The organism is Paenibacillus pabuli NBRC 13638, assembly GCF_001514495.1.
Classification (GTDB): Bacteria; Bacillota; Bacilli; order Paenibacillales; family Paenibacillaceae; genus Paenibacillus; species Paenibacillus pabuli.
This window is the reverse complement of the sequence record NZ_BCNM01000032.1, coordinates 36,239-62,574: the sequence shown is the minus strand read 5'-3', so window position 1 is coordinate 62,574 and position 26,336 is coordinate 36,239. Positions and strand designations below refer to the sequence as shown.

The 26,336-nt window shown below is 46.3% G+C and carries 27 protein-coding genes and 1 riboswitch; of the genes, 26 read left to right on the top strand and 1 reads right to left on the bottom strand.

Annotation, left to right across the window (positions count from 1 at the left end; all coding sequences use genetic code 11):
- The first annotated feature begins 42 nt into the window (after positions 1-42).
- The 8 genes from tmk (at position 43) to rsmI (ending at position 5,851) form a co-directional block, all read left to right on the top strand.
- Entirely contained in the window at positions 43-690 is a 648-nt protein-coding gene (tmk, locus tag PPA03S_RS29690; protein ID WP_062329422.1) for a dTMP kinase, read from the top strand.
- A gap of 61 nt (positions 691-751) precedes the next feature.
- Positions 752-1,081 carry a cyclic di-AMP receptor DarA gene (darA, locus tag PPA03S_RS29685; protein ID WP_017691391.1) on the top strand — a complete coding sequence of 110 codons (330 nt, stop codon included), beginning with the start codon at positions 752-754 and terminating at the stop codon, positions 1,079-1,081.
- Between the two features lie 277 nt (positions 1,082-1,358).
- Positions 1,359-1,802 (top strand): YaaR family protein, encoded by a 444-nt coding sequence (locus PPA03S_RS29680; protein WP_062329420.1) that lies wholly within the window; start codon positions 1,359-1,361, stop codon positions 1,800-1,802.
- Between the two features lie 9 nt (positions 1,803-1,811).
- On the top strand, positions 1,812-2,783 hold the full coding sequence (gene holB, locus PPA03S_RS29675) for a DNA polymerase III subunit delta' (protein ID WP_062329418.1): 972 nt from the start codon (positions 1,812-1,814) through the stop codon (positions 2,781-2,783).
- A gap of 117 nt (positions 2,784-2,900) precedes the next feature.
- Positions 2,901-3,701, top strand: a complete 801-nt coding sequence (locus PPA03S_RS29670) for a PSP1 domain-containing protein (RefSeq protein ID WP_062329416.1) — start codon at positions 2,901-2,903, stop codon at positions 3,699-3,701.
- Between the two features lie 28 nt (positions 3,702-3,729).
- Positions 3,730-4,098 (top strand): DNA replication initiation control protein YabA, encoded by a 369-nt coding sequence (gene yabA, locus PPA03S_RS29665; protein ID WP_024633697.1) that lies wholly within the window; start codon positions 3,730-3,732, stop codon positions 4,096-4,098.
- Between the two features lie 85 nt (positions 4,099-4,183).
- Positions 4,184-4,966 (top strand): tRNA1(Val) (adenine(37)-N6)-methyltransferase, encoded by a 783-nt coding sequence (locus tag PPA03S_RS29660; protein WP_062329414.1) that lies wholly within the window; start codon positions 4,184-4,186, stop codon positions 4,964-4,966.
- Positions 4,967-5,851, top strand: a complete 885-nt coding sequence (gene rsmI / locus PPA03S_RS29655; protein WP_062329412.1) for a 16S rRNA (cytidine(1402)-2'-O)-methyltransferase — start codon at positions 4,967-4,969, stop codon at positions 5,849-5,851.
- 297 nt (positions 5,852-6,148) lie between these two features.
- Here rsmI and PPA03S_RS29650 read toward each other — a convergent pair whose 3' ends face one another.
- Positions 6,149-6,403: an AbrB/MazE/SpoVT family DNA-binding domain-containing protein gene (locus tag PPA03S_RS29650; RefSeq protein ID WP_024633700.1), complete on the bottom strand. Its 255-nt coding sequence runs from the start codon at positions 6,401-6,403 to the stop codon at positions 6,149-6,151.
- 315 nt (positions 6,404-6,718) lie between these two features.
- Between PPA03S_RS29650 and PPA03S_RS29645 the strand changes: the two genes are divergently transcribed.
- From PPA03S_RS29645 to PPA03S_RS29560, 18 genes are all read left to right on the top strand, one after another.
- Positions 6,719-7,999: an HD domain-containing protein gene (locus PPA03S_RS29645; RefSeq protein WP_062329410.1), complete on the top strand. Its 1,281-nt coding sequence runs from the start codon at positions 6,719-6,721 to the stop codon at positions 7,997-7,999.
- Positions 8,000-8,327: 328 nt separating this feature from the next.
- The gene (locus tag PPA03S_RS29640; RefSeq protein WP_174532172.1) at positions 8,328-9,098 is read left to right on the top strand and encodes a TatD family hydrolase; all 771 of its coding nucleotides are present in this window, start codon (positions 8,328-8,330) and stop codon (positions 9,096-9,098) included.
- 240 nt (positions 9,099-9,338) lie between these two features.
- A riboswitch (cyclic di-AMP (ydaO/yuaA leader) is annotated at positions 9,339-9,591 on the top strand.
- A gap of 272 nt (positions 9,592-9,863) precedes the next feature.
- Positions 9,864-11,048, top strand: a complete 1,185-nt coding sequence (locus tag PPA03S_RS29635) for a resuscitation-promoting factor (protein WP_062329408.1) — start codon at positions 9,864-9,866, stop codon at positions 11,046-11,048.
- Between the two features lie 154 nt (positions 11,049-11,202).
- Positions 11,203-11,748, top strand: coding sequence for a ribonuclease M5 (gene rnmV, locus PPA03S_RS29630; protein ID WP_062329405.1), 546 nt, complete (start codon positions 11,203-11,205; stop codon positions 11,746-11,748).
- A gap of 4 nt (positions 11,749-11,752) precedes the next feature.
- Positions 11,753-12,655, top strand: coding sequence for a 16S rRNA (adenine(1518)-N(6)/adenine(1519)-N(6))-dimethyltransferase RsmA (rsmA, locus tag PPA03S_RS29625; RefSeq protein ID WP_062329403.1), 903 nt, complete (start codon positions 11,753-11,755; stop codon positions 12,653-12,655).
- Between the two features lie 59 nt (positions 12,656-12,714).
- Complete coding sequence (yabG, locus tag PPA03S_RS29620) at positions 12,715-13,611, top strand: sporulation peptidase YabG (protein ID WP_062329401.1); 897 nt, start codon at positions 12,715-12,717, stop codon at positions 13,609-13,611.
- 153 nt (positions 13,612-13,764) lie between these two features.
- The gene (veg, locus tag PPA03S_RS29615; protein ID WP_017691376.1) at positions 13,765-14,040 is read left to right on the top strand and encodes a biofilm formation stimulator Veg; all 276 of its coding nucleotides are present in this window, start codon (positions 13,765-13,767) and stop codon (positions 14,038-14,040) included.
- A 240-nt stretch (positions 14,041-14,280) separates the two neighbouring features.
- On the top strand, positions 14,281-14,457 hold the full coding sequence (locus PPA03S_RS29610; protein ID WP_062329399.1) for a small, acid-soluble spore protein, alpha/beta type: 177 nt from the start codon (positions 14,281-14,283) through the stop codon (positions 14,455-14,457).
- Between the two features lie 149 nt (positions 14,458-14,606).
- Entirely contained in the window at positions 14,607-15,461 is an 855-nt protein-coding gene (ispE, locus tag PPA03S_RS29605) for a 4-(cytidine 5'-diphospho)-2-C-methyl-D-erythritol kinase (RefSeq protein ID WP_062329435.1), read from the top strand.
- Positions 15,462-15,559: 98 nt separating this feature from the next.
- Positions 15,560-16,387: a pur operon repressor gene (gene purR / locus PPA03S_RS29600; RefSeq protein WP_062329397.1), complete on the top strand. Its 828-nt coding sequence runs from the start codon at positions 15,560-15,562 to the stop codon at positions 16,385-16,387.
- Positions 16,388-16,575: 188 nt separating this feature from the next.
- Positions 16,576-16,860 carry a septation regulator SpoVG gene (gene spoVG, locus PPA03S_RS29595; RefSeq protein WP_017691372.1) on the top strand — a complete coding sequence of 95 codons (285 nt, stop codon included), beginning with the start codon at positions 16,576-16,578 and terminating at the stop codon, positions 16,858-16,860.
- A 392-nt stretch (positions 16,861-17,252) separates the two neighbouring features.
- Positions 17,253-18,644, top strand: a complete 1,392-nt coding sequence (glmU, locus tag PPA03S_RS29590) for a bifunctional UDP-N-acetylglucosamine diphosphorylase/glucosamine-1-phosphate N-acetyltransferase GlmU (RefSeq protein ID WP_411835400.1) — start codon at positions 17,253-17,255, stop codon at positions 18,642-18,644.
- A 100-nt stretch (positions 18,645-18,744) separates the two neighbouring features.
- A complete protein-coding gene (locus PPA03S_RS29585; protein ID WP_017691370.1) occupies positions 18,745-19,698 on the top strand; it encodes a ribose-phosphate diphosphokinase in 954 nt (317 codons plus the stop codon).
- Between the two features lie 210 nt (positions 19,699-19,908).
- The gene (locus PPA03S_RS33765; protein WP_062329394.1) at positions 19,909-20,151 is read left to right on the top strand and encodes a hypothetical protein; all 243 of its coding nucleotides are present in this window, start codon (positions 19,909-19,911) and stop codon (positions 20,149-20,151) included.
- Between the two features lie 301 nt (positions 20,152-20,452).
- Positions 20,453-21,013, top strand: a complete 561-nt coding sequence (gene pth / locus PPA03S_RS29575) for an aminoacyl-tRNA hydrolase (protein WP_062329393.1) — start codon at positions 20,453-20,455, stop codon at positions 21,011-21,013.
- Positions 21,014-21,111: 98 nt separating this feature from the next.
- Entirely contained in the window at positions 21,112-21,342 is a 231-nt protein-coding gene (gene fin / locus PPA03S_RS29570) for an anti-sigma-F factor Fin (RefSeq protein WP_062329391.1), read from the top strand.
- A gap of 277 nt (positions 21,343-21,619) precedes the next feature.
- Entirely contained in the window at positions 21,620-25,147 is a 3,528-nt protein-coding gene (gene mfd / locus PPA03S_RS29565) for a transcription-repair coupling factor (protein WP_062329389.1), read from the top strand.
- The gene (locus PPA03S_RS29560) at positions 25,131-26,282 is read left to right on the top strand and encodes a peptidylprolyl isomerase (RefSeq protein WP_062329387.1); all 1,152 of its coding nucleotides are present in this window, start codon (positions 25,131-25,133) and stop codon (positions 26,280-26,282) included. The genes mfd and PPA03S_RS29560 overlap by 17 nt, the downstream gene beginning before the upstream one ends.
- Positions 26,283-26,336: the final 54 nt, after the last annotated feature.

Below are 26,336 nucleotides of genomic sequence, written 5' to 3'. Positions count from 1 at the left end.
CACAATTAGAAGCAATTATCGATATAGAAAGCAGGGAAGCATATGCAGGGCAGAGGTAAATTCATAACGTTGGAAGGGGGAGAGGGGTCCGGCAAAACAACGATGATTAGCAAATTAGGTTCTTACTTTGCAGAACAGGGTATACCTTACGTAGTTACTCGGGAGCCTGGAGGTATCGAGATTGCTGAGAAAATACGTGCCATCATCCTGAATCCTCTCCACACGGAAATGGATGCACGAACCGAAGCGCTGCTCTATGCAGCTGCACGCAGCCAGCATCTGGCGGAGAAGGTCGAGCCTGCATTGAAGGCAGGCAAGACAGTCATCTGTGACCGCTTTGTCGATAGCAGTCTGACCTATCAAGGATATGCCCGTGGACTTGGCATGGAGAACGTGTGGGCCATCAATCGGTTTGCGATAGGTGAACTGATGCCAGACGTCACACTTTATCTGGATATTGAGCCGGAGGCAGGACTTGCTCGAATTGATGCCCATGATGGACGTGAGGTTAATCGTCTTGATCTCGAAAGTCTGGAGTTCCACCGCAAAGTGCGTGAAGGCTATTTTCTACTGAAGGAACAATTTCCGGAACGGATCAAGGTCATCGATGCTTCCCAAAAGCCGGAAGAGGTCATTGCAGCAATGATTTTGTCGCTGGAGACAGGGATTTTGAAGGATTTTGACGATTAATTGTCTAATATATAGACAGGGGCATTTCACAAGATGCTTATTCTGAAGGAGGTTATGCAGGATGAAACTGATTGTTGCGATTATACAGGATAAAGACAGCAACCGATTATCCAGCGCATTGGTCAAAGCGAATTTTCGGGCAACGAAATTGGCCAGTACCGGTGGATTTTTGAAGGCAGGCAACACGACGTTTATGATCGGTGTCGATGATGGTCAGGTCGAGTCCGTAATGAACGTCATTCGCAGCAGCTGTAAGGTTCGTGAACAGCTCGTGACTCCGGTCACTCCGATGAGTGGAACAACCGACTCTTACCTGCCGCTGCCTGTCGAAGTTCAAGTAGGCGGAGCTACCGTGTTTGTTCTTCCGGTAGATCGATTCGAACACTTCTAAACCCGGTTCATACCTCAGTCCTATGCGGACTATTATGCGTCCTTCTTAATCCAAAGAATCGGCGCTCTCTGTCCGGAAAAGACTTTCCCAGTAGGGAGAGGTTTAATCCGGGCAGAGGTTGACTAACAAACCAACCCAGCAGGTCCTTAATGATGATATTTATCTACTATTATATATAGCATATGATTCAGCATATAAAGGTCTCTTCCACGCACAGGCGCGACGCGCACTGTGCTGATGGGCGATTGGCCTACTAAGATAGAAAGCGGGAGTTTCCATGAAAATCAATCCTGGATTCCGGCCGATGCAGAGTGGGCTCAGCTCTTCCGACTCCAGCTCCAAACCGGTACAGTCCAAAAATTTCTCTGATATGATGAATCACCAGGGAGAACGGGCGTCACAGGCTGAACTTACCCGCAGATTAAGTGAGATCCAGATGCAGGGTGATCGTCTGTCTCGTTCCATGACGATTCGTGAACTGAAAGCGTACAAGCAGCTTGTAAAAAGATTTTTGGAGGAGACGGTTCGCCGCGGTGTTTCCATGAAGGAGACTCGGGGATGGGATCGGCGCGGAAGAGGGAAACGGTACAAGTTAATAGATGAGATTGATTCTGCCCTATTATCTATGGCCGACAATTTGCTTGAGTCAGAGGAAGGCAAGATTACACTGTTACAGCAAGTAGGAGAAATTCGGGGAATGCTTATTAATTTAAGCTTCTGAGGAGGAAGTATGTCCTTTCAACAAATTATGGGTCAGCAGACAGCCAAGCAGATGTTACAGAGTAGTTTGAGACGCCAGGCCATAAGTCACGCCTATTTGTTCAGCGGGCCATCCGGCAGCGGGCAATTGCAGACGGCGATTACATTTGCCAAAGCGATATTCTGTACAGAACTTGAAGATGATGCCTGCGGACAGTGTCTTGAATGTCGCAAGGTCGAACATGGCAATCATCCAGATTTAACGATGCTTGCCCCCGATGGCAGCAATATTAAAATCGATCAAATACGGGATCTGCAGCGTATCTTTTCATACCGTTCGGAAGCGGGCCATCCCAAAGTATATATCATCGAACAGGCCGAGAAAATGACTGTTCAGGCGGCGAACAGCCTGCTGAAATTTCTGGAAGAACCACAGGTGCCAGCGGTAGGTATCCTGATTACGGATAATGGACAGGCGATGCTGCCTACCATCCGCTCACGCTCTCAACTGGTTCCTTTCAGTGCGCTGAATCCCGAAGAGATGCTCCAATCGTTGATTGCGGAAGGGCACCCTGCCAATCTGGCTCGCTCTGCCGTCCATTTAGCGTCAGGACTGGAAGCATGTAGAGAAATTCTCCAGCAGAATTGGTTTGCAGAAATTAGAAACGTAATGTTACAATTAGGGAAGGAGTCCCTGGGTAGAGGAAGTACATCATTGATCTCTGCGCAGCAGAAGCTTTTTAAAACTGGACTCTCAGAGCACCTGGATATAATGCTTAGCCTGTTCCATTTGTGGTTCAGGGATATGCTGTATGTCCAGTATGGTAGGCATGAACATATCGTTTTTATAGATCAGTTGGACATGCTGTCTCAGTTGGCCCGTACCCGCAGCACCGAGCAGTGGGTCTCCTACATGGATATGGCCGCAGCATGCAGAAAAAAATTGCGTTTCAATGTCAATGGCCAGCTTTGTCTGGAGCAATTTTTGATCGGTTTGGCATAAGACTGGGAGAGGACAAAGTTTGTTCCAATCATATGCAAACGGTTATAACTTCGGCGGGTTCCCTAAGAAGATAGGGCTTCAGACGAAGTGGGATTGGCTTACGAGGGGGTTAATTTTTTGTACAGTGTAGTGGGTGTCCGTTTCAAAAAAGCGGGCAAAATTTATTACTTCGATCCCCTGGACCTTCCCATTGAAAAAGAAAACTGCGTTATCGTGGAGACAGCGCGGGGGGTAGAGTACGGTAAGGTTGTCGTTGGCAAGAAAGAAGTAGGCGAGTCCGATGTGGTGCTGCCGCTCAAAAAGGTCATCCGGGTAGCGGGCGAGACAGATGCCCGTGTCGTAGAGGAGAACAAGCGTGCAGCAAAAGAAGCATTCGGTACTTGTTTAAATAAAATCAAAGACCATGGCCTCAAAATGAAGCTGGTCGATGTGGAATTTACGTTTGATCGCAATAAAATTATTTTTTATTTTACAGCTGAAGGAAGAGTCGATTTCCGGGAGTTGGTCAAAGATCTGGCAAGCATTTTCCGGACACGGATCGAACTGAGACAGATCGGTGTACGTGATGAAGCAAAGATGCTTGGAGGGATTGGACCTTGCGGCCGTGTGTTATGTTGTTCTTCCTGGCTGGGAGACTTTGAGCCAGTATCAATCAAGATGGCTAAAGATCAGAGCCTGTCACTGAATCCGACGAAAATTTCCGGGTTGTGCGGAAGACTCATGTGCTGTCTGAAATTTGAGCATGATAACTATGAAAGTGTGAGAGAAGAACTACCGGCTGTAGGCAAGTTGGTCGTCACCTCATTGGGTGAAGGAAAAGTTGTCGGCATTAATGCGGGTAGTCGCACAGTCCATGTTCAACTGTTCGACATCAGTAAAGTCAAAGAACTTCCGCTGGATGACGTCGTTATCAAGTAAACCATAAAGGTTGCTTCGGGGTGGAAACTTGGAAAAGAAAAATCTGTTTACGCACATTCATGAAATGGAAACCCAATTGGGTCAGTTGCACAGTGATTTAGGAGAGTTAAAAATGATTGTTAAAGAGCTGCTTGAGGATAATCAGCGGCTTACCATCGAGAATGAACAGTTACGCAAACTGCTGAAGCGTGAGGCTCCGGCAGATCTGCCCATCGCATCGGCGCTCGCTCCGGTAGCAAGGCCTGCCGGTCCGGCTACTGGTGAAGATGTTGTAGGTGAAGGGTATGATAATCTGGCTCGGTTGTATCACGAAGGATTCCACATCTGCAATGTCTATTATGGACATTTGCGGACGGAAGGCGATTGTCTGTTCTGCCTGTCTTTTTTGAATAAATGAAGTGACCGTAGGGATCCCCTACGGTTTTTTTTCAAGGTTAAGAACCTTGGCAGAGATATAGAGTACCGGAGGATGAGAGTATCATATGACAGCAAAATCAGTAAACTTGCAAGATTCGGAGCGGATTGATGATCTGCTCTCTCATGATTTGAGAATTATTCAAAGTGATGAAGTGTTTAGCTTTTCGATGGATGCCGTATTGCTGGCCCGATTTGCTTCAGTACCGAAACGTGGGCGAGTACTTGATTTGTGTACAGGTAACGGGGTCGTGCCCATTCTGTTGACCACACGTACACAGGCAAGCCTGGAAGGTATTGAAATTCAGCCCCGATTGGCAGATATGGCACGTCGCAGTGTACAGCTGAATGCATTGGAAGAGTCGATTACCATTCATGAGGGGGACTTGCGTGAACTCGTGAAACAAACGGGGCATGCTGTATATGATGCCATAACAGTTAATCCTCCGTATATGCCTTTGAACGGCAGTGATCTCAAAATGAATAACCATCAGGCCATGGCACGCCACGAAATTGGATGTACGCTGGAGGAAGTGATTCAGGCCTGCAATCGACTGGTGCGCAATGGGGGAAAAGTATCCATGGTTCATCGTCCGCAGCGTCTTGGCGAGATCATCTCTTTGATGCGTGAGTATAAACTGGAACCGAAACGGATTCGGATGGTACATCCACGGGCTCATTTGGAAGCCAATATGGTATTGATTGAAGCTCTTAAGGATGGAAAGCCGGAAGTACGGATGCTTCCACCGCTCATTGTCTACAATGAAGAGGGAACATACTGTGATGAAATTATGGACATCTATTATGGTTCACAGCGTACAGAACATCAAACGGAAGGAGGAGGAATATAGATGGCATTGCATATTCAGAAAAGTTATGCGGAACAGTCCGAAGGCATGGGGAAGTTATATTTAGTCGGAACGCCGATCGGCAATCTTGAGGATATGACATTTCGAGCTATTAAAACACTGCAAAGCTGTGACATCATTGCAGCAGAAGACACACGCCAGACTCGAAAGCTGCTCACCCATTTTGAAATTACACCATCGATGTTGTTCAGTTATCATGAGCATAATAAAGGAGCCAGTGGGCCTGAACTGGTACGCTATATAATAGAAGGAAAAAATTTGGCACTCGTCAGTGATGCCGGCTTGCCGGCTATTTCAGACCCCGGCTCAGACCTGGTAAAACTTGCGCTTGAAGCTGGAATTACGGTCATTCCTATCCCGGGAGCGAATGCAGCATTGTCTGCTCTGATCGTATCCGGGTTACCGACGGAGCGTTTCACATTCGGCGGTTTTTTGCCGCGGGAGAAAAAGGATATGCGAAAAGTACTGGAGTCTTTTAATGAGTCCAACGGCACGTTGTTGTTTTATGAGTCCCCTCACCGTATTCGCAAGACGTTAGTCTATCTCGAAGAGATTCTGGGGGATCGATCGATTGTACTTGCACGCGAGCTGACAAAACGCCATGAAGAATTTGCGCGAGGCAGTGTTCAGGAGTGCATAGACTGGCTTGAGGAGCATCCGCCAATTGGTGAATATTGCCTGTTGGTGGAAGGCATCAAGGAAGAGGAACGAAAAGCGGAGCGGGAAGCCTGGTGGCAACCCTTGTCTTTGTCGGATCATGTGAGCCATTATGAGGATGAGGGCATGAGTCGCAAAGATGCAATGAAGAAAACAGCAACAGACCGCGGTTTGACCAAACGTGATGTGTACAACGCCTTAATTGATTAACAGACTCCAATAATGAATTCCTTGTACGAGGGAACATAACATGAGAAGAACCGAAAACCTATACCCAATCTTAATGGAATATTAAATGGAGTAGAGCGGAATTTAAACAGTTAGAAAATCACTCACCGCTCTCTCCCTGGGTGCCAACCCAATTGATTATGATCTTTTGGGTAATAAAACCAATAACAAGGCAAAAAAAATAACCTTCCAGCGGTGGGGTTCACACCGGGAAGGCCAATAAGGAATATAAAAAGGTTAGAAATAACAATTGGATAAGTCCATTATACCTGGTTTTTCTTATTTTGTCACAGGTGCAGGGATTTCGGAAATACATTCGTTACAAACGATTTTACCTTTGAAGTAAGTAACGTTCTCTGCATTGCCGCAGAAGATACAAGCGGGTTCGTATTTTTTCAACATGATGCGCTCGCCGTCAACATAGATCTCAAGAGCATCTTTTTCACCAATACCGAGCGTACGGCGCAATTCAATTGGAATAACTACCCGTCCCAGTTCATCCACTTTTCTTACAATACCTGTTGATTTCATCATTATAATCAGTGCTCCTCTCAGCTAACTATCATTGTCATTATTCGACATTATTTTATGTTTTATGATACTCATCATACCAACGATTCCCAAAACAGTCAACCTTAAAATTAGCTTAAAATGAAGGTTATTTTTTATAATAATAGGGATGGCAAGGGATTGGCAGCAATTTTTCGTATTTAAACATCAATGTCAGCTTTGTCGATTTGGAAAACGTTAAAACTACCTTATTCGACACGATTCGTCAAAGTATGTCGAATCATTGGTTCGCTATACTGAAAAGCGACAAATATAATAGATATTAAAGGAGTGAAATACATGGAACAGCGTTTGACGGAAGAAAAGGTGTTTAAAGATCCGGTACATAATTATATCCATGTGCAAGATCCGATTATATGGCAGTTGATCAATACGCCCGAATTTCAGAGATTGCGTCGTATCCGCCAATTGGGAACATCCTATCTTACTTTCCATGGGGCAGAGCACAGTCGGTTTTCCCATTCCCTGGGTGTCTACGAGATTACGCGTAAAATTATTTCTCAATTCGAAAGAAGTCATTATTCCGATTGGCCGAAGGAGGAAAAGACAGTTGCTCTTTGCGCAGCATTGCTGCATGATCTTGGACATGGGCCGTTCTCTCACTCCATAGAAGAAGCGTTCGATATGAATCATGAGGATTGGGCCTGTCGTATCATTACAGGTGATACCGAAGTAGGGGCGATCTTACGACGGTATGCTCCTGATTTTCCCGAGAAAGTGGCTTCGGTTATCCGGAAAACATATGAACAGCCTATTGTTGTTAATCTGGTCACCAGTCCGCTCGATGCGGACCGCATGGATTATTTGCTTCGGGATGCCTATTTTACAGGTGTAAATTATGGGACAATTGACCTTGACCGTATCCTGCGTATGCTGCGTCCATATCACGGAAGAATCGTAGTTAAGGAATCGGGTATGCACGCCGTGGAGGATTACTTGATGTCCAGATATCAGATGTATTGGCAAATATACTTCCATCCAGTTACCCGAAGTTCGGAAATCATATTGCGGCAAATATTTAAACGGGCGAAAAGTCTTATACAGCAAGATTTTAAATTCCGCTTCATGATTGATCCACTGCCCCAGTTGTTCGATGGAACGATATCAGTGGATGAATACTTACAGCTGGACGAAGCTTTAATTCAGACGGCATTTATGCAGTGGCGTAAAGAGGACGATACTGTTCTAAGTGAGTTGTGCGAACGTTTCATGGATCGCAAATTATATAAGTATGTAGAGATTGAACAGATCGACGTGAACATGATGGAAGAGATTCGGGAAGCATTTACCCTAGCTGGCCTCAATCCCGAATATGATCTTGAAATTGATTTTCCAACAGATAATCCGTATGATGTGTTTCGTCCAGATGAATCGACGGACAAGCAGATTTTACTGCTGGATCGACAAGACAAGTTACATGAGTTGTCAGAGGTATCCGACATTGTCCGGTCAATCAGTGGTCTTCATCGGGGAAAACATCACATGTACTATCCGCAAAATAAGGTAGATGCCATTATTCATGATTTACCTTCGCATATACGCCCCTATTTCTCACATTAATGAGGTGTAAAGCTGTTCAAGAGTCTATACGCAAAAGGCTTTCTAAAAGAGCTATTTTTCATGATACAGTAATCTGCTTTAATGGGGAGTACATGTAGATCGACATAATTTTGTAATATGAGCAATTAGAATACAACCCTCAAGGCTTGAAATCAGCAACATATAGAACTGAAGAAAAACTTTTATCTATATGTTGTACTCGTTAACACTGGAGTTAAATGTAGAACATCATTTTGATTCAATTTGATTTCAATGAGGACCGGTCAAGATTTGCAGAGGGATTTGAACAAAGAGAGTCTTTTATTCGACATGAAGGGAGCAATACAAAATGATGTTGTTCGACACCCATACTCACCTAGATGCACCACAATTCGACGAAGACCGCGAGGATATGATTCAGCGGGCAGTAGATGCTGGCGTTGGCCGCATGATTAACGTGGGCTTTAACCGGGAGACTATCCCAACTACGATGAAGCTGGCTGAGACCTATGATTTTATATACGCTGCGGTAGGTTGGCATCCTGTGGATGCGATCACGATGCAAGAAGGCGACCTGGAATGGATTGCATCTTTATGCAAACATGAAAAAGTGGTAGCCATCGGTGAAATTGGTCTAGACTATTACTGGGACACTTCTCCAAAAGAGGTACAACACCGGGTATTGCGACAGCAAATTGGTCTGGCCCGGGAATTGAATATGCCCATTGTCATTCACAATCGGGATGCACATGAGGATATTGTGAAAATTCTACGTGAGGAGAAGGCTGGGGACGTTGGCGGTGTCATGCATTCGTTCTCTGGCAGCTGGGAAACGGCGAAAATGTGTCTGGATTTGGGATTTCATCTTTCCTTTGGCGGGCCCATCACGTTCAAAAATGCAAAACAGCCAAAGGAAGTACTTGAGAAGGTTCCGATGGACCGATTTTTCATTGAGACAGATGCGCCATATTTGACACCTCACCCGTATCGAGGGAAACGAAATGAGACAGCGCATGTACGTCTGGTTGCAGAAGCAGCTGCGGAAATTAAAGGCATTTCGGTTGAGGAAATTGCTGCAATAACCACCAAAAATGCCATGGAACGATTTGGAATTCGGTAAAATATCGAGCAAAAGGGGTGAAAAAGTGAGTTAGGCGGAGTTAATTTGCTTTTTGACCCAAATAAATCAAGAATATTACAATATTTTAACCAAATATTTAGAAAAACGTACTTGAACAACGCTTTACAACATGCATAGAAACAGGATATCATCTTTTCAGTGAATTGTTGTGCGGAAAATTGGACAGATGTTCGGGGGATGAACAAAGGGACACTTTCCGATAAACAACATTACTTTCATGAATCAGTCTCGCTGAGTCTCCGTTAACGGAGAGCGGGGGAACCAATAGGGCTTAAACATCGGTGAATGTAACTGATGCGCAATATTCGCTGACCCAAAACAGCGATTATTTCTGCGAAGCCGTATTTGATTTCTTCTTTGGGTCTCGGGGTGAATTCAAGGGCGTCCGCCATGAGCGGGTGACCGGAGATAGGGCGGCTCTCTTTCGCCCGAACCCGACAGCTAACCTCGCAAGCGGAAAAAGAGAGGCAACCTCGTGCATGAATTTCCGATATTCAAAATCATTCGGAAGCCACGAAAGAGTTCCTCTTAAACTCTTTCTTTGGCTTTTTTGTTTTTGAATAAAAGAAATATAGTCATCATACGGTAAGTATTCAGGAGGATGACATCATGTTGCGAAGAGTGGTTCATGGTGCAGAACCGGTTACGTTGGTCCGACCTGTGTTCTGTAGAAAATTTGGTATAGTCGCGTCAAAGACATCATGCGTTACTTAAGACGGCGAGGCTATGAAGGAGGACGGAGAAGTGGGCACATTCCAACCAGAAGAGACCCATGAGTCACGATCATCCAGTAAGTCTTTCGCGTTGCGGTGGAAGCATGAGAACTTGCGTCAAATGGCATTGATCGCGATTTTCTCAATTGCGCTTACAATCATGATCTTGTTAGTCGTTTACGGTCAGGCCGGGAAACAAATTTCACTGGTTATTGATGGCAAAGCTCAAGCGGTAGAGACCCGTACAGGAATGCTTCAGGAAATGCTGGAGGAGCAGTCAATTACAGTCAGCCCTCACGATCAGGTATCCATGCCCTTGAACGGGGCAATCGCAGATGGAGATCGCATCGTTATTGAGCGGGCCGTTCCAGTTAATATTACGGCAGACGGAGACACCAAGACTCTGTATACAACCGATTCATCGGTACATGAAGCAATTCAAAAATCAGGTATTCAGATTGCAAGTGAGGATAAGGTGTATCCCGCACTTGGAACCACTGTTGAAGCGGATATGAAAATCCGTGTAGTGCGTGTAACAAAGCGTACAGTGGATGTGAAACAGCCGATTGCTTACAAAGTGATCAAAACGGCTGACCCTAGCTTATACAAAGGCGATAATCGCGTCGTTGTGAGTGGTAAAGAAGGCACCATTGTACAGCATATTGAAAAGGTGTTTCAGGATGGAGAATTAGTCTCCAAAAAAATGGTGGGCAAATCGATTGCAGCGAATCGCGTCGATAAAGTTATCGCTGTTGGTACCAAAGCAAAACCTGTTGTGAAAGAGCCGGTGATTCAGACGGTATCCGCACAGACTTCCACAACCAAAAAAGCAACAACCACGAACTCGAAGAAAACCGCTGCCTTGGGCAGCAAAGTCATTACCGTCTCAGGCAATTCTTTTAAATATTCCAAAGTACTTAAAAATGTATCTATGACGGCATACTCTTCTGAAGAGCCCGGCATTGGTACAAAAACCGCATCGGGTACCCGCGTAACTGAGGGACGTACCATTGCAGTTGATCCCAAAGTCATTCCAATTGGCTGGTGGGTGTATATCGAAGGCCTTGGCTTCCGTCGTGCGGAAGACACAGGTGGTGCCATTAAAGGCAACAAAATTGATGTGTATTATGATAGTGTGAAGCATGCCCTGAACTTCGGACGCAAGAAAGGCAAGACGGTATATGTGATCGGACCGGTGAAGCCGGAAGCGAACTAAAATCGTTTTACTTTGAAATGGGAATGCTATAAAATAGTTGCATGAATGATTCATGCGGAATATGCGGCGGAGGGGTCTGATATCAGTCTCCCCGCCGTTTGGCAGAGAAGAGGATATTCCTCTTCTTTTTGCGTTAGAAAGGAAGAAATGGAACATGATAAAAGAAGTGATCGTGGTGGAAGGCCGTGACGACACCGTAGCTATTCGACGGGCGGTTCAGGCAGATACAATTGAGACCGGCGGATCGGCCATCAACCAGCGCATTCTAAAGCGGATTGCACTTGCCCAAGAGAGACGTGGTGTCATTATACTGACAGACCCGGATCATGCGGGTGAACGGATTCGCAAAATCATTGCCAATAAAGTACCGGGTTGCAAGCATGCTTTTATACCTGAGGCTGATGCCACGCGTAAAGGCGACATTGGGGTGGAGAATGCCTCCCCGGAAGCCATACGTCATGCACTGGCACGTGTACATACGTCATATGAAGGTGCACCAAGTCTGATCGATTGGGAGGATCTCATTGCTGCAGGGCTGATTGTGCATCCCCAGGCTGCTGCACGTCGTATGGAGATGGGTAATTTGCTCGGCATTGGGTATTGTAACGGCAAGCAGTTTCACAAGCGGCTCAGTGTATTTCAGATTACCAGGGAAGAATTCTCCGAAGCATTATCGCAAATAGAACGTGAAGGATTGTGAGCGTATGAAGGGCATGGAAGAAACGATCGAGATCGCAACACCGAAACGAACCAAAGAAATTATCCAAAGACACGGATTTTCATTTAAAAAAAGCCTGGGTCAGAACTTTTTGATCGATCAAAATATACTGAACAAAATTGTAAATGCAGCTGATTTGGACGAGACCAAGGGAGCACTCGAGATCGGACCTGGTATTGGAGCACTTACAGAACGGCTGGCTCGTGTTGCCGGTCCCGTAACTGCTGTGGAGATTGATCAGCGCTTGCTGCCCATTCTGGGCGAAGTGATGCAGCCTTATTCGAACGTTCGCGTGCATCACGGAGATGTGTTGAAGCTGGATTTGGCGGAGTTGTTCCGCACGGACTTTGCTACAGTTGATAAGGTGAGTGTTGTAGCCAATCTGCCTTACTATGTAACGACGCCAATCATGATGAAGCTGCTGGAAGAGAAATTGCCTGTGGATAGCATTGTGGTCATGATACAGAAAGAAGTGGCTGAACGTATGGCTGCTGCACCAGGATCTAAGGACTATGGCAGTTTGAGTATCGCAGTTCAGTACTACAGTATCCCGGAATTGGTCTGTGTCGTTCCACCTACGGTTTTTATTCCGCAGCCTAATGTGGAATCGGCTGTGATCAAGTTAAAGGTTCGTGAGCAACCCCCAGTGGAGATTCCGGACGAAGCACACTATTTCGAAGTGGTACAGGCTTCTTTTGCCCAGCGCAGAAAGACGATCTCCAACAATCTGAAAGCCCGCTTCTTTACGAAGGAGAACAGAGAACAGGCTGATCAGCTGCTGGAACAGGCTGGTATTCAACCCTCAAGGCGGGGGGAAACCCTAAGCTTGCAGGAATATGCAACGCTCAGCACCGTGATGTGGGAAGCCGGGGTACGCGCAGCGCTGTAAAATTCGGATGAACCAATCCGGGTCCCTGCCCATACGATGGGGTAGAGGTGATTATGTTGATGAATATCGGAGACTTGGTCGTTCGGAAGTCGTACGGTGGAGATGTGACTTTCCGGGTGGAACGCCTTCAGTTGGATGCTGCGGTCATTAAAGGGACCGAGTTCCGGTTGCTGGCTGATTCCCCTGTAGACGATTTGATACAGGTTCCATTTGAACCGCAGAGTGCTAAGACCCGGCAGGCACATGTAAAGGCGCATCAGACGCTCTCACGCCTGCAACAGAATCGGATGGAACAGGCAGAACGTAATCGTGAAGGTTTGATTCAGGAATGGTCTGTTCAGCAGGACCCGGCTTATTTCGAGATGCCAGGGAAAGTGCTGCATTTGGATGGAGACCCGAATTATTTAAAGAAAAGCATGAACCTTTACGAGCAACTTCGTGTTCCCGCAGAGGGTCAATATGTACATGAATCAGCGATGGCGGATACCTTGTATCGACTCCTTCCTAAAGTGCGTCCAGATATCGTCGTCATTACGGGCCATGATGGGGTACTAAAGACACGTCAGCCTTATGACTTATATAGCTTGGGCAGTTACAAGAATTCACAGAATTTTGTAGCAGCTATTCAGGTGGCAAGGCAATATGAACGTCATCTGGATGCGCTCACCATTGTTGCAGGGGCCTGTCAGTCGCACTTTGAAGCCTTGCTGCGGGCTGGAGCGAACTTTGCCAGTTCACCAGGCAGGATTCTCATTCATGCCCTTGATCCAGTTTATGTGGCAGCCAAGGCAGCCTTTACGTCGGTGCGGGAAACGGTGAACATGAATGACATTTTGCATAACACGATCAGTGGTAGTCAGGGTGTGGGCGGCGTAGAAACACGGGGAAGTTACCGGGTAGGCCTGCCGGGATTAAACGATTTATCTACGCTAAAAGTGAATCCGTCTGCTGTCTGATGATGTCAGAATAAAGTCCCGTTTAGGGGCTTTTTTTGTCCGTAAAAAAATTCATTGACAACAACTTTTTGATACTGATATAATAATTAGTTTTGATTTGACAATGACTGTAAAATCCGGTATAATGGACAAGAAAAGAGGTGGTCGTCTACAATGGCTAAAAATACGCTATTGGATATCAAGCGCAATCTCGACGCACATATTGGTCAGAAAATTATGCTGCGGGCTAATGGTGGCCGCCGTAAGACCATTGAGCGTACAGGTGTATTGGAAGAAACGTACCCTTCTGTTTTTATTGTCAAGCTTGATGAGGAGCAAGAAACATTCAAGCGAGTATCTTACAGTTATGCGGATATACTTACGGAATCGGTGGAAGTCATGGTATATGATCCAGGCAGCCAGACGCATAGCTCCTACATGGAGACGTAAGTATGGATTACAGCGGTTTGCCCCTGAGGGCAGATCGCTTTTTTTAATTTTAAACAATCACTCTCGATTCAGGGTGAAACCATATATGATCAGGAATGACCAGGGAGAAGAAGCGGCATACTATCTGAACAGGTTCGAGTGTTTTCCAAAAGCGCCTTAAAGGAAATGAACTTGACCTGGTGTAATGGCAAGGCCTATTCGGACTTATCATGAATTTACCAATTTGGAGGAGGACGACCCATGAGCCGGAGAAGAAGAAGTGTAATGTCAGATGAACTCAAGAATGAGCTGGCCAAAGACCTGGGCTTCTATGACACCGTACAACAAGAAGGCTGGGGCGGAATTAAAGCGAAAGATGCGGGCAATATGGTGAAACGGGCCATTCAAATGGCTGAAGAAGCAGCACGCAAATCGTAATCCGGTTCCATCGGTTTGGAGGGCGGGGCAATCCGGCAGGAATGGCCTCGCTTTTTCCCCATCCATGCGGAATAGAAATGACTTGACAGCCCCATTTTGATATAATATGTTAAGTTGTCTTAGGGAAAAGGTGAGGACGGGTGAACGCCTTGAAAATTTACGAAAAAGCGCCTGCTAAAATTAACTTGATGCTGGACGTTTTACATAAAAGAAGAGATGGATTTCATGAAGTTGAGATGATCATGACCATGGTCGATCTTGCCGATCGTTTGGAGATGTCTGAGCTGCCTCGTGACACCATTTTTATCTCTAGTCAGGCGGGTTATATTCCGCTGGATGAGAAGAATTTGGCTTTTCAGGCTGCCAGACTCATCAAAGAAAGGTATGACGTGAGGAGTGGTGTCCATATTCATTTGGACAAAAAAATTCCTGTTGCTGCTGGACTTGCCGGGGGCAGCAGTGATGCAGCAGCTACACTGCGTGGGTTGAATCGCCTCTGGCGTCTCAATATCCCGGATCACGAGCTGCAGGAGCTTGGAGCCGAACTGGGATCGGATGTTCCCTTTTGCATCACTGGAGGGACTGCACTCGCTACAGGCCGTGGGGAGAAGCTGACACCGATGCCTAATCCCCCTCAATGTTGGGTCATTCTGGCTAAGCCGCCGATTAATGTGTCTACAGCGGATGTGTACGGACGATTCCGTAGCGACAAAATTGTTCGTCATCCAAGCGCTGCCAAAATGGAACAGGCCATTCGCAACCAATCTTTTGCCGAAGTGTGCGGACAGATGGGGAATGTGCTTGAAGATGTGACCTTGAAGCTATATCCGGAGGTTCAGCATCTCAAAGATGCTATGATCCGACTGGGAGCGGACGGAGTATTAATGTCAGGCAGTGGACCAACAGTATTTGGTCTGGTCTCTAAGGAGTCCAAGGTTGCACGGATCTACAATGGCCTGCGGGGCTTCTGTAAAGAAGTCTATGCTGTACGCATGCTGACTTAAAATTCGCTTTTATAATGTACAAACACGTATAAAGGTGGTATATTTTTAAATAATTATTCGGATTTGGATGTTTTCCGTGATCGTGAGGATGGATCTCTGTGAAGAAATTAAAACGAAGCGCAAGGCTGGTTGAAATGACGCAGTACCTATTATCGAGACCGCATACGGTTATTCCGTTGACTACATTTGCCGAACGCTATGGAGCTGCGAAATCTTCGATCAGCGAAGATTTGGCGATTATCAAGGAAGTGTTCGAAGAAGGTGGTTCGGGAGAACTGCATACACTAGCTGGGGCAGCCGGAGGCGTAAAATGGATTCCAAAGGTGTCCAGAGAACTGGCACTCGGTTTTGCCGAACGACTTTCTACCCAGCTCGCGCAGCCCGACCGGATTCTGCCCGGGGAATACCTGTACATGTCCGACCTGCTTGGACAGCCCGCATTAATGAATGAAGCCGGCAAGATTTTTGCAACGGCCTTTGGCAATATGGATATTGATGTGGTGATGACGGTTGAGACTAAAGGCATTCCGCTCGCCTATGCGACCGGAGCCCAGCTTAACCTGCCTGTTGTGCTCGTGCGCAGGGACCATCAGGCTACGGAAGGATCAGCCGTAAGTATCAATTATGTCTCCGGATCTCATAAAAGTCTGCACACCATGTCCCTGTCCCGCAGGGCGATGCGTGAGCACTCCAAAGTACTCATTGTGGATGACTTTATGAAAGCCGGGGGCACTGTGCAGGGGATGATCGACCTATTGGCCGAGTTTAATGCAACGGTGGCCGGTGTAGGGGTATTAGTAGAATCCGGTTCGGTCGATTCGGAAGAAAGACTCCTGACGGATTATGTGTCTCTGGCGAAACTGACAGCTGTCGATGCCAAGAGCAGACACATTTCTGTTAAACCTGGCAACTATTTTGACCTGTAGAATCATGACGAATGACATGTCGGGAAAGGTTCTTTTCCATCGACCTGGCACTAACATTGTCGAATTGTGTATTAAATAAAAAAATTCCTGAAATTAGGACATTTTTATGGTTATAAAAAGAAGGAGTTCGTATAGGCTGTGTGGAATTATACACCAAGTTCTGATGGAAAAAGGTGGTGAACACACACATGCAAATTACGGATGTCAGACTCCGCCGTGTTAACTCGGAAGGGAGAATGAAGGCTATCGCATCCATTACCATCGATAACGAATTCGTCGTTCATGACATTCGTGTCATTGATGGTAACAACGGAATGTTTGTTGCTATGCCGAGCAAGCGGACTCCTGACGGAGAATTCCGTGATATCGCCCACCCGATCTCTTCCGGTACTCGTGAGAAGATTCAGGCTGCTGTATTGACTGAATATGATCGCGCTGCAACTGAGGAAGAAGTCATTGAAGAAGGTGCCTGAGAACATTATTGGGGTTCGAAGGAAAAGAGAGCCATGTCTTATGGCTCTCTTTTCTTTTTGACCGGAATAAGATATATTCAGTATTGAGTTTATTCACAGAAGAACATTTGCAGCCTGATTGTTGCAAAATGTTGAAAGAACAAAAAGCGCAGCGTGCGCTTGGTTACAGGGCGGCATCTTAGGAATCATGGGATTCGGTTAAGCTCGCAGGTACACGGCGTATACATATAGGTCACGATTCATAGGTGTCCGCGTTGTTACGCGTGATTACAGAGACAGCAGGCGATGAACAAGACCGGCGCAGGGCCGGCTGAACGATACTCATCGGATATATAAAGGCAAGGTCTAACGATGGGGGTATTCAGAACAGGAGGTCGTAAATTTTGAAAAGAATGGCAATTGTTCTTGCGGCAGGGCAAGGCAAACGGATGAAATCAAAATTGTACAAAGTACTGCATCCCGTATGCGGTAAACCTATGGTGGGTCACGTGCTGGATGCAGCTCTTCGCGCAGGCGTTGAACGCAGTGTCGTCGTGGTCGGTCACGGTGCCGAAGCGGTGCAGTCATTTTTGGGTTCCAGAGCAGAATACGCGCTTCAGGCTGAACAACTGGGAACTGGACATGCTGTAAAGCAGGTTAAATCTTTGCTCGGCGGAGAAGCGGGCTCAACTATTGTAGTCTGTGGAGATACACCACTGGTGACCAGCGAGACGCTGGAAGGTCTGATGAAACTTCATGAGAGTCGCGGAGCAGCGGCAACGGTACTAACGGCCCATTTGGACAATCCGAAAGGGTATGGTCGCGTGATTCGTGGAGAAGATGGTTCTGTACAACGTATTGTTGAACAAAAGGATTGCACAGAGCAGGAAGATGCTGTGAACGAAATCAACACAGGCACATACTGCTTCGACAACGCCAAATTGTTCGCTGCACTGGAGAAAGTGACGAACGAGAATGCTCAAGGTGAGTATTATCTCACTGACGTTGTCGGCATTTTCCGTAATGATGGAGAAGTGGTGGAAGCTTATATGTCGGATGACATCGCAGAATCCATCGGTGTTAATGATCGGCTTGCCCTATCCCAAGCAGAAGCGTTCATGCGTGAACGTCTGGCAGTTAAACATATGTTGAACGGTGTTACGATCATCGATCCGGCATCGACATATATCGGGGCGGATGTTACCATTGGATCAGATACAGTATTGTATCCGGGAACCATACTCAAAGGCACAACTTCCATTGGAGAAGCTTGCCATATTGGCCCTCAGGCTGATGTGGAAGACAGTATCATTCAGGATGGGGTTACAATTAAGCATTCTGTATTGTCACAGGCAGAAGTAGGCTCGGAAGCAACCGTAGGTCCATTTGCTTATCTGCGTCCAGGTACCAAACTGGGCCGTAACGTAAAAATCGGTGACTTTGTCGAAGTGAAAAATGCTACAATTGATGAAGGCTCCAAAGTATCTCATCTCAGTTATATTGGGGATGCCAAAGTAGGGAAAAATGTAAATGTTGGATGCGGGGCAATAACGGTGAATTATGATGGTTATAATAAAGCTGTAACAACGATTGAGGATGATGCGTTCGTAGGCAGCAATGTCAATCTGATTGCACCTGTCACAGTAGGTAAAGGCGCATATGTTGTTGCGGGCTCTACGGTTACCCACTCTGTTCCCGAGAACGATCTCGCCATTGCCCGTCCACGCCAGGAGAACAAACCTGGATATGCGGAGAAAATTCGCGGGCGTGCCAAAGCTAAGAAACAAAATGCCAAACCCGAATAAGGGGTATTGATATTCAGATTGCCTCCCGATCATCGAGAGGTGCCGACATGTCGCAGACGCTTATAGATTCCAATGAACCAGCACGGAGGGTTTTTATTTTATGACTTATTTTGATTCGAAATTAAAAATATTTACTTGCAATTCTAACCCCAAGCTTGCCCATCAAATTGCTGATTATATCGGAATTCCTATGGGTGAATCTCACACAACCAGCTTTAGCGATGGTGAGATCCAAGTGAAACTCTCTGAGAGTGTTCGGGGCTGTCACGTCTACATTGTGCAGTCAACTTGCTTGCCGGTTAATGACAACCTGATGGAAATGCTCGTGATGATAGATGCACTCAAACGGGCATCTGCCAAGACAATTAACGTCGTTATTCCGTACTATGGCTATGCAAGACAGGATCGTAAGGCACGTTCGCGTGACCCGATTACAGCGAAACTGGTTGCCAACTTGATCGAAAAAGCGGGTGCAACCCGTGTAATCGCAATGGATTTGCATGCGATGCAGATTCAAGGATTCTTCGACATTCCGGTTGATCATCTGCTCGGCGTGCCGATTTTGGCTCAATATTTCCGCTCGAAACAGATTGAAAATCCAGTTGTTGTTTCGCCTGACCACGGCGGTGTAGTACGCGCTCGGAAACTGGCAGACTTTCTGAATGCACCACTTGCGATTATCGACAAACGTCGTCCAGAGCCGAACGTCAGCGAAGTGATGAACATTATTGGTAACATCGAAGGCAAAACAGCAATCCTGATCGATGATATCATTGATACGGCGGGAACGATTGTATTGGGAGCGAATGCTCTGATGGAAGGCGGCGTGAAGGAAGTATACGCATGTTGTACTCACCCGGTATTGTCCGGGCCTGCGATGGAACGCTTGGAGAATGCACCACTGAAGGAAGTCATCGTTACGGATACCATTCCGATTACGCATGCCAATCCGACAAGCAAACTTAAAGTGTTGTCCGTGGCACCTTTGCTCGGAGAAGCCATTATCCGGGTTCATGAGGAATTGTCAATCAGCAAGCTGTTTGAAATTGAATAAGGATGTCTGCATAAAGTAGTAGAAGGGGTTACGTTTTCCGGTTCAATGGAAAATGTAACCCCTGTCGGCGTGCCGTTTGAGTAAGATAGAAACAGACCCTGGCCTATAAGTTGAACTAAATTACACGATAATGAAGAGGGCAGAAAAAACCTTTGTGGTAATAGTGATCGGGAGATGATTCTGGCCGCGCATTGATCCAGTGTATAGTCAATGGTTCAACTTATATGGTTAGTACCCGGGGCGGGAGATAAACCGGAACCTGCGCCGATGAAAAAGAGTGTCGGCAATTTCGACAAATTGATTATCGAAACGGGTGATAAGTCCAATTTCAATATGGGTGTCGCGGTCATATACCTGTACAGGTACGTGATATTCCAGATGATAGATAAAATCGCTATGTTGAGTCAGTTGTCCGTTGTCTTCGCGCAAAACCCGCTCACCTTCCTGGGTTGATGAATAAAAACTGTAAACACTATATAAGTTGAAACTGACGTTTACACCAAAACGGAGAGTGCAGAACCAATCTGAAGAAGCGGAGCGTGCGCCTTTATCACCGGATTTTACCCTTGGATTAAGGGAATAAAGAAAATCTGGGGATAAGAGCGATCGAAAGATGGTACTGCAATCGGAGTGATTAGGTGTAATAATCGTTCAAATTATATAATCAATTTGAATCTCACTTTGTTGATATTATATGAAATATAACAATCGAAGTCTATGCTTCACCTTACGCTGATCCAAAGGAGGGAACGAGATGAAGTGGATTGTCGGCCTCGGGAACCCGGGCCCGAATTACGCCAAAACCCGTCATAATATTGGTTTTATGGCACTCGATCGACTGGCAGATCGCCATGGCATTTCGGTTACGCAAAGCAAGTGCAAGGCGCTGATTGGAGAAGGGGTAATCGCCGGTGTCAAAACCGTGCTGATTAAACCGATGACATTTATGAACCTGTCCGGTGAATCGGTAAGGGCCTATATGGATTTTTATAAAGTTAGTCTGGAAGATCTGATTGTTGTCTATGACGATATGGACACGGAAACAGGCAAGGTCAGATTGCGTTACCAGGGCAGTGCAGGTGGTCATAATGGAATCAAATCCATTATTCAGCATACGGGTACACAGCAGTTTAACCGGGTACGGATGGGAATATCCAGACCTGAACCGGGACATGCCATTGTAGACTATGTGCTGTCAAAGTTTATGAAGAATGAAAAGGAAGCACTCGATCAAACGATTGAACAGACCTGCGATGCATTAGAGTATAGTCTGGATCACACGTTTGAACAAACAATGGCCAAATTCAATGGATGAATTGCGGCGAGTGACACTGGAAAAATGATCAGGATACGGGTTCAATTCAGTCTTAATGGGCATACTGGACGTATAAACCATGTTCAGGAGGCATAAACATGTCAGTGAATTATGTATGCAGGCATTGCCGTACTTTTATTGGACGAATCGATTCTACCCGGATAACGGAAGCACAATTGGGCTTTCATTTCTTGACCCCCGACGAGCGGAGGGATATAATAGCGTATAATTCCGGTGGCGATATTACCGTCCGGATTACATGTGATTATTGCAAGGAAGCTCTGGAGCTTAACCCTGAGCTCAGTCTGCTTGCGAGTCCGCTCCAATAGTAGCTCGCGATGCAGCAAGAAACGATGACAGATGATGGGGGCTGCGGAATACCGCTCCACCTTTATAGCCTTGGCAGCCTGCTGAGGCTTCTTTTCAGTTGGAATGAAAGTAGTCTGTACCCAAATTGCGGTCGAGCCACATCAAACGGATGTGGCAAAGCAGCGATGAATCCTTTATGATGAAACAGGACAAAAAGGAATATGTATCCAATTTTAAATTGGTGAACCTGCGCGCAGGCGTGAGATACTCAAGTAAGTTATAAGAGAGGTGCCCCTTTTGTTACAAGCACTTATACAGGCTTTTTCCAAAGATCCGGACTTCGGGTCCATTACGGCCGGGATTACATCCGGCATGAAAGAGCAATTGGTTTCGGGCTTATCTGGCTCGGCTCGTCAGATTATGCTGGCTGCCCTACATCAGGAAATGAACCGACCGCTGCTCGTTGTGACACACAATATGTTTTCCGCGCAAAAAATTGCAGAAGATTTACAGGAAGCGCTTTCACCTGATCAGGTACTGCTCTATCCTGCCAATGAGCTTGTTGCCGCTGAAGCCGCTGTTTCCAGTCCGGAAACATTGGGTCAGCGTATTGATGTGTTAGTCCGCTGCGCCCAGGGATTTAGGGGCGTTGTTGTTATTCCATTTTCCGGGGTACGGCGTTATGTTCCGCTTCCGGAAGTTATGGCTAATGCCCAAATTACAATTAAACAGGGCAGCACGCTTGAGTTGGATTCATTCCTGCTGGAGATGGTGAAGCTCGGGTATGAACGAGTGGAGCGTGTGGAATCACGTGGTGAGATGAGTGTTCGCGGAGGAATTATTGATTTCTATCCTGTCACATCGTCCATCGCATATCGAGTGGAGCTGTTCGACGACGAGATTGATTCCATTCGTACCTTCGACCCAGCGGATCAACGTTCCATTGAACGGATTGAAGAAGTCACGGTACTGCCGTGCAAAGAACTAATTGCAGATCGGGAACGTATGGAGAAGGCTGCGGATGCAGCCGTTATTTTGCTTGACCAACAGCTGGAGAAGATGACCGATCGGCAGGCGAAGCTGCGTCTGCGTGAAGAAATTCATCGGGAGATTGAACTTTTGCGGGAGCATGTGTATTTCTCCGAAATGTATAAATATATTTCACCGCTCTATCCGGAAAATAAAACGATTTACGACTACATGCCGGAAGATACCTTGCTTGTTCTCGACGAGCCAGCAAGGCTCGCAGAGACATCCAAACAGTTGGACCGGGATGAGTCGGAGTGGAATCTGCATCTGATGCAAAACGGGAAAACACTTCCTGACTTGCATCTATCAGCGGATGGCGATGATCTGATATATGAGCGTCCATTCCAGACGCTGTTTATGTCCATCTTTTTACGTCAGGTTCCTCATACCCAGCCGCAGAATATCCTCAACTTTATCAGCCGTGGCATGCAGGACTTCCATGGTCAGATGAATGTGCTCAAAGCAGAAATGGAGCGCTGGCAGAAAGCCGGAGTTCAGGTGCTCATGCTGGCTAACGGTGAGGAAAGACTCGATCGGATGCGCCGGGTACTCATGGACTATGATATCCCTGAGCCGGAAATGCTTATTGGTAACTTGCAAACGGGTTTTGAAATGCCTTCTATTCATCTGGCTGTCGTTACCGAAGGCGAGATGTTCTCACAGAAGCAGCGCAAAGTGCGCAAACCGATTCGCAATGTGGACAATGCTGAACGAATTAAGTCCTATAGTGAGCTGAAAGTGGGCGATTATGTCGTTCACCAGAATCACGGGATTGGTAAGTATCTCGGGATCGGCACACTTGAGGTTGGCGGTATTCACAAGGACTACATGCATATTCTCTATGCAGGTGGAGACAAACTGTCTGTACCGATTGAGCAGATTGATCTGATTCAGAAATATGTCGGTTCCGAAGAGAAAGAGCCGAAGATATATAAGCTGGGCGGCAATGAGTGGACGCGAGTTAAAAATAAAGTCCGCACATCTGTACAGGATATTGCTGATGATCTAATCAAGCTTTATGCGGAACGCCAGACGTCAAAAGGTTTTGGTTTCGACAAAGATTCTGCGGAACAGCAGGAGTTCGAGGACATGTTCCCTTATGATGAGACACGTGATCAGGTGCGTGCAATCGAAGAAATCAAAAAAGATATGGAACAAAACCGCCCAATGGATCGTTTATTGTGTGGAGACGTCGGTTACGGTAAAACCGAGGTTGCTATTCGTGCTGCGTTTAAGGCTGCTATTGAGGGGAAACAGGTTGCTGTACTGGTGCCTACAACCATTTTGGCGCAGCAGCATTATGAGACGTTCCGTGAACGCTTCTCCGGATATCCATTCAACATTCATGTACTTAGCCGATTCCGTTCACGTAAAGAACAGAACGAGACGGCCAAAGGCATCAAGGCAGGCACCGTCGATATCGTCATCGGTACCCATCGTTTGTTGTCACAGGATCTAGTCTTCAAAGACCTTGGCCTGTTAATTGTGGATGAAGAGCAGCGCTTCGGTGTAACGCACAAGGAGAAACTGAAAAAGCTGAAAACAAACGTGGACGTGCTGACACTGACAGCGACGCCGATTCCGCGTACCCTTCACATGTCCATGCTTGGCGTTCGGGATCTGTCGGTTATTGAGACACCTCCCGAGAATCGTTTCCCGGTGCAGACGTATGTGGTTGAACACAGTCAGGCGCTCGTCCGCGAAGCCATTGAGCGTGAATTGGCCCGTGGCGGTCAGGTCTACTACCTGTATAACCGGGTGCAGGGAATTCAGGAGATGGCTGCTGAGATCTCTGAATTGGTGCCTGAAGCGAAAGTCGGTGTGGGGCATGGCCAGATGTCGGAAACAGAGCTGGAGAAAACCATTCTAGACTTCCTGGACGGGGAATACGACGTGCTCGTCAGTACAAGCATTATCGAGACCGGGGTGGATATTCCTAACGTAAACACCCTGATCGTACATGACGCGGACAAAATGGGGCTATCCCAGTTGTATCAGCTGCGCGGGCGAGTGGGTCGTTCCAACCGGATTGCGTATGCGTATTTCACCTACCAACGGGATAAAGTACTGACCGAAGTCGCCGAGAAACGTCTGCAATCGATCAAGGAATTCACTGAACTGGGTTCAGGATTCAAGATCGCGATGCGTGACCTGTCGATTCGCGGTGCGGGTAATCTGCTCGGAGCAGAGCAGCACGGCTTCATTGCGTCCGTCGGGTTCGATCTATATTCTCAAATGCTTGCAGAGGAAATCAATAAACGTAAAGTTACGATGCTCGGTGAAGAGCCGGTGCCATCCGATCAGTGGAACACCACACTGGATCTCAGTATTGATGCGTACTTGCCGTCAGATTATATCTATGACAGCATTCAGAAGATTGAAATTTATAAAAAAGTGGCGGTTATTGCCTCCTTCGACGATGCGATGGAACTGGAAGACGAATTGGTTGACCGATTCGGTGATCTTCCGGAAGCTGTAATCAATCTGCTGGCTGTTGCCAGACTGAAAGTTTATGGCAAAATCTACGGCATAGAGTCGATCTCTCAACGAGGAGATGACCTTACGGTGAAGTTCTATGAAGGCCGTGAACATGCTTTTGAGCTCTCGAAAATTGCACACATTGGAAATCAGTTCGAAAGACGTGTACAATTTGAACAAGGACCCCATATGCTTATACATGTCAAAGGCAAAGGGCTTGGGGACAAGCAAATGATGGAGCTGGTAGAGAAATTTCTGGAGTCCATGAAAAGTGCTTTTAAATCAAAGGGGGAACTAAAGGATGTTAGCAAAGTATAAAAAAGTAGGGAAGGTACTGTCTGTGAGTATGGTCGCAGTACTGTCCTTATCACTGCTTGCTGCATGTGGCAAGAAAGAAGAAGCAAAAACACCGGAAAAGACTGATACAAGTGCTGTAGTCGCTACGTATGAGGGCGGAACCATTACAGCCAATGAATTCGACATGGAGCAACGCGTCATGAAATTCCTCTATCCGGAATATGCACAAATGATGGATATGGATGATTTCAAGGAATACCTGGTGAAACAGGAAGTTGCATATGAATATTTGAGTGGAAAAGCAAGTGAGGAAGCCAAAACTGCTGGTGCCAAAACAGCAACAGAACAATTCGACAAAATGAAAGCTTCTGTTCAAGCGGACCAATGGACTGAGATGCAAAAAGCTCAGAATTTAACCGATCAGAACATCAAGGATTATATGACTCGCATCATGACTGTAATCAAGGATAAAGAAACTGGTGTTAATGAAGATGCAATTAAGGCTGAATTTGAGAAAAACAAAGATCAGTTTACAACCGCTTCCGTTCGACACGTACTGATTAACTTCAAAGATCCAAAAACGCAAAAAGATCGTAAGAAAGAAGATGCTCTTAAAATTGCAAAAGAAGTGAAAGCAAAATTGGATGGCGGAGCTGATTTCGCTGAAATTGCGAAAAAATACTCTGAAGATCCAGGTTCCGCAGAAAAAGGCGGCTTATATGAAAATACACCTGTAGCCAATTGGGTAGATGCCTTCAAGGAAGCTGCCAAAACATTGCCGTTGAACAAAATCAGCGATCCTGTTGAAACAGAATACGGATACCACGTTATGAAAGTGGAGTCCCGTACGGAAGCCGATTACAGCAAATTGACGGATGAGCAGAAAGAAACGCTGAAAAGTCAATTGGCTGCTGCCGAGATCGACACATTCATGAACAGCGAATTGGACAAAATTGTTAAAGAAGTGAAATTGCCGAAAACAGATAAAGCTGAAGAAGGCAAAACAGAAGGCACATCCGGTACAGGTACGGAAGGTGGCAAAACCGACACGAAAACGGATAGCACCCAAGGTACAGATACCAAAAAGGATGAAGGAACAACTGGAACCGATAAGGATGCAACAACAGGTGAAGGTACAGACACAAGCGGAAAATAAGACCGAAGGCGTAAACGTTCAAGATTCAATTTTGTTTTAATGAAATCTGGAACG

Excerpts from the sequence above, each read along its gene's own strand:
- tmk (WP_062329422.1), top strand. The coding sequence starts at position 43 with ATGCAGGGCAGAGGTAAATTCATAACGTTGGAAGGGGGAGAGGGGTCC.
- darA (WP_017691391.1), top strand. The coding sequence starts at position 752 with ATGAAACTGATTGTTGCGATTATACAGGATAAAGACAGCAACCGATTA.
- PPA03S_RS29680 (WP_062329420.1), top strand. The coding sequence starts at position 1,359 with ATGAAAATCAATCCTGGATTCCGGCCGATGCAGAGTGGGCTCAGCTCT.
- holB (WP_062329418.1), top strand. The coding sequence starts at position 1,812 with ATGTCCTTTCAACAAATTATGGGTCAGCAGACAGCCAAGCAGATGTTA.
- PPA03S_RS29660 (WP_062329414.1), top strand. The coding sequence starts at position 4,184 with ATGACAGCAAAATCAGTAAACTTGCAAGATTCGGAGCGGATTGATGAT.
- rsmI (WP_062329412.1), top strand. The coding sequence starts at position 4,967 with ATGGCATTGCATATTCAGAAAAGTTATGCGGAACAGTCCGAAGGCATG.
- PPA03S_RS29650 (WP_024633700.1), bottom strand. The coding sequence starts at position 6,403 with ATGATGAAATCAACAGGTATTGTAAGAAAAGTGGATGAACTGGGACGG.
- PPA03S_RS29645 (WP_062329410.1), top strand. The coding sequence starts at position 6,719 with ATGGAACAGCGTTTGACGGAAGAAAAGGTGTTTAAAGATCCGGTACAT.
- PPA03S_RS29640 (WP_174532172.1), top strand. The coding sequence starts at position 8,328 with ATGATGTTGTTCGACACCCATACTCACCTAGATGCACCACAATTCGAC.
- rnmV (WP_062329405.1), top strand. The coding sequence starts at position 11,203 with ATGATAAAAGAAGTGATCGTGGTGGAAGGCCGTGACGACACCGTAGCT.
- rsmA (WP_062329403.1), top strand. The coding sequence starts at position 11,753 with ATGAAGGGCATGGAAGAAACGATCGAGATCGCAACACCGAAACGAACC.
- yabG (WP_062329401.1), top strand. The coding sequence starts at position 12,715 with ATGAATATCGGAGACTTGGTCGTTCGGAAGTCGTACGGTGGAGATGTG.
- veg (WP_017691376.1), top strand. The coding sequence starts at position 13,765 with ATGGCTAAAAATACGCTATTGGATATCAAGCGCAATCTCGACGCACAT.
- PPA03S_RS29610 (WP_062329399.1), top strand. The coding sequence starts at position 14,281 with ATGAGCCGGAGAAGAAGAAGTGTAATGTCAGATGAACTCAAGAATGAG.
- spoVG (WP_017691372.1), top strand. The coding sequence starts at position 16,576 with ATGCAAATTACGGATGTCAGACTCCGCCGTGTTAACTCGGAAGGGAGA.
- glmU (WP_411835400.1), top strand. The coding sequence starts at position 17,253 with ATGGCAATTGTTCTTGCGGCAGGGCAAGGCAAACGGATGAAATCAAAA.
- PPA03S_RS29585 (WP_017691370.1), top strand. The coding sequence starts at position 18,745 with ATGACTTATTTTGATTCGAAATTAAAAATATTTACTTGCAATTCTAAC.
- PPA03S_RS33765 (WP_062329394.1), top strand. The coding sequence starts at position 19,909 with ATGGTTCAACTTATATGGTTAGTACCCGGGGCGGGAGATAAACCGGAA.
- pth (WP_062329393.1), top strand. The coding sequence starts at position 20,453 with ATGAAGTGGATTGTCGGCCTCGGGAACCCGGGCCCGAATTACGCCAAA.
- fin (WP_062329391.1), top strand. The coding sequence starts at position 21,112 with ATGTCAGTGAATTATGTATGCAGGCATTGCCGTACTTTTATTGGACGA.
- PPA03S_RS29560 (WP_062329387.1), top strand. The coding sequence starts at position 25,131 with ATGTTAGCAAAGTATAAAAAAGTAGGGAAGGTACTGTCTGTGAGTATG.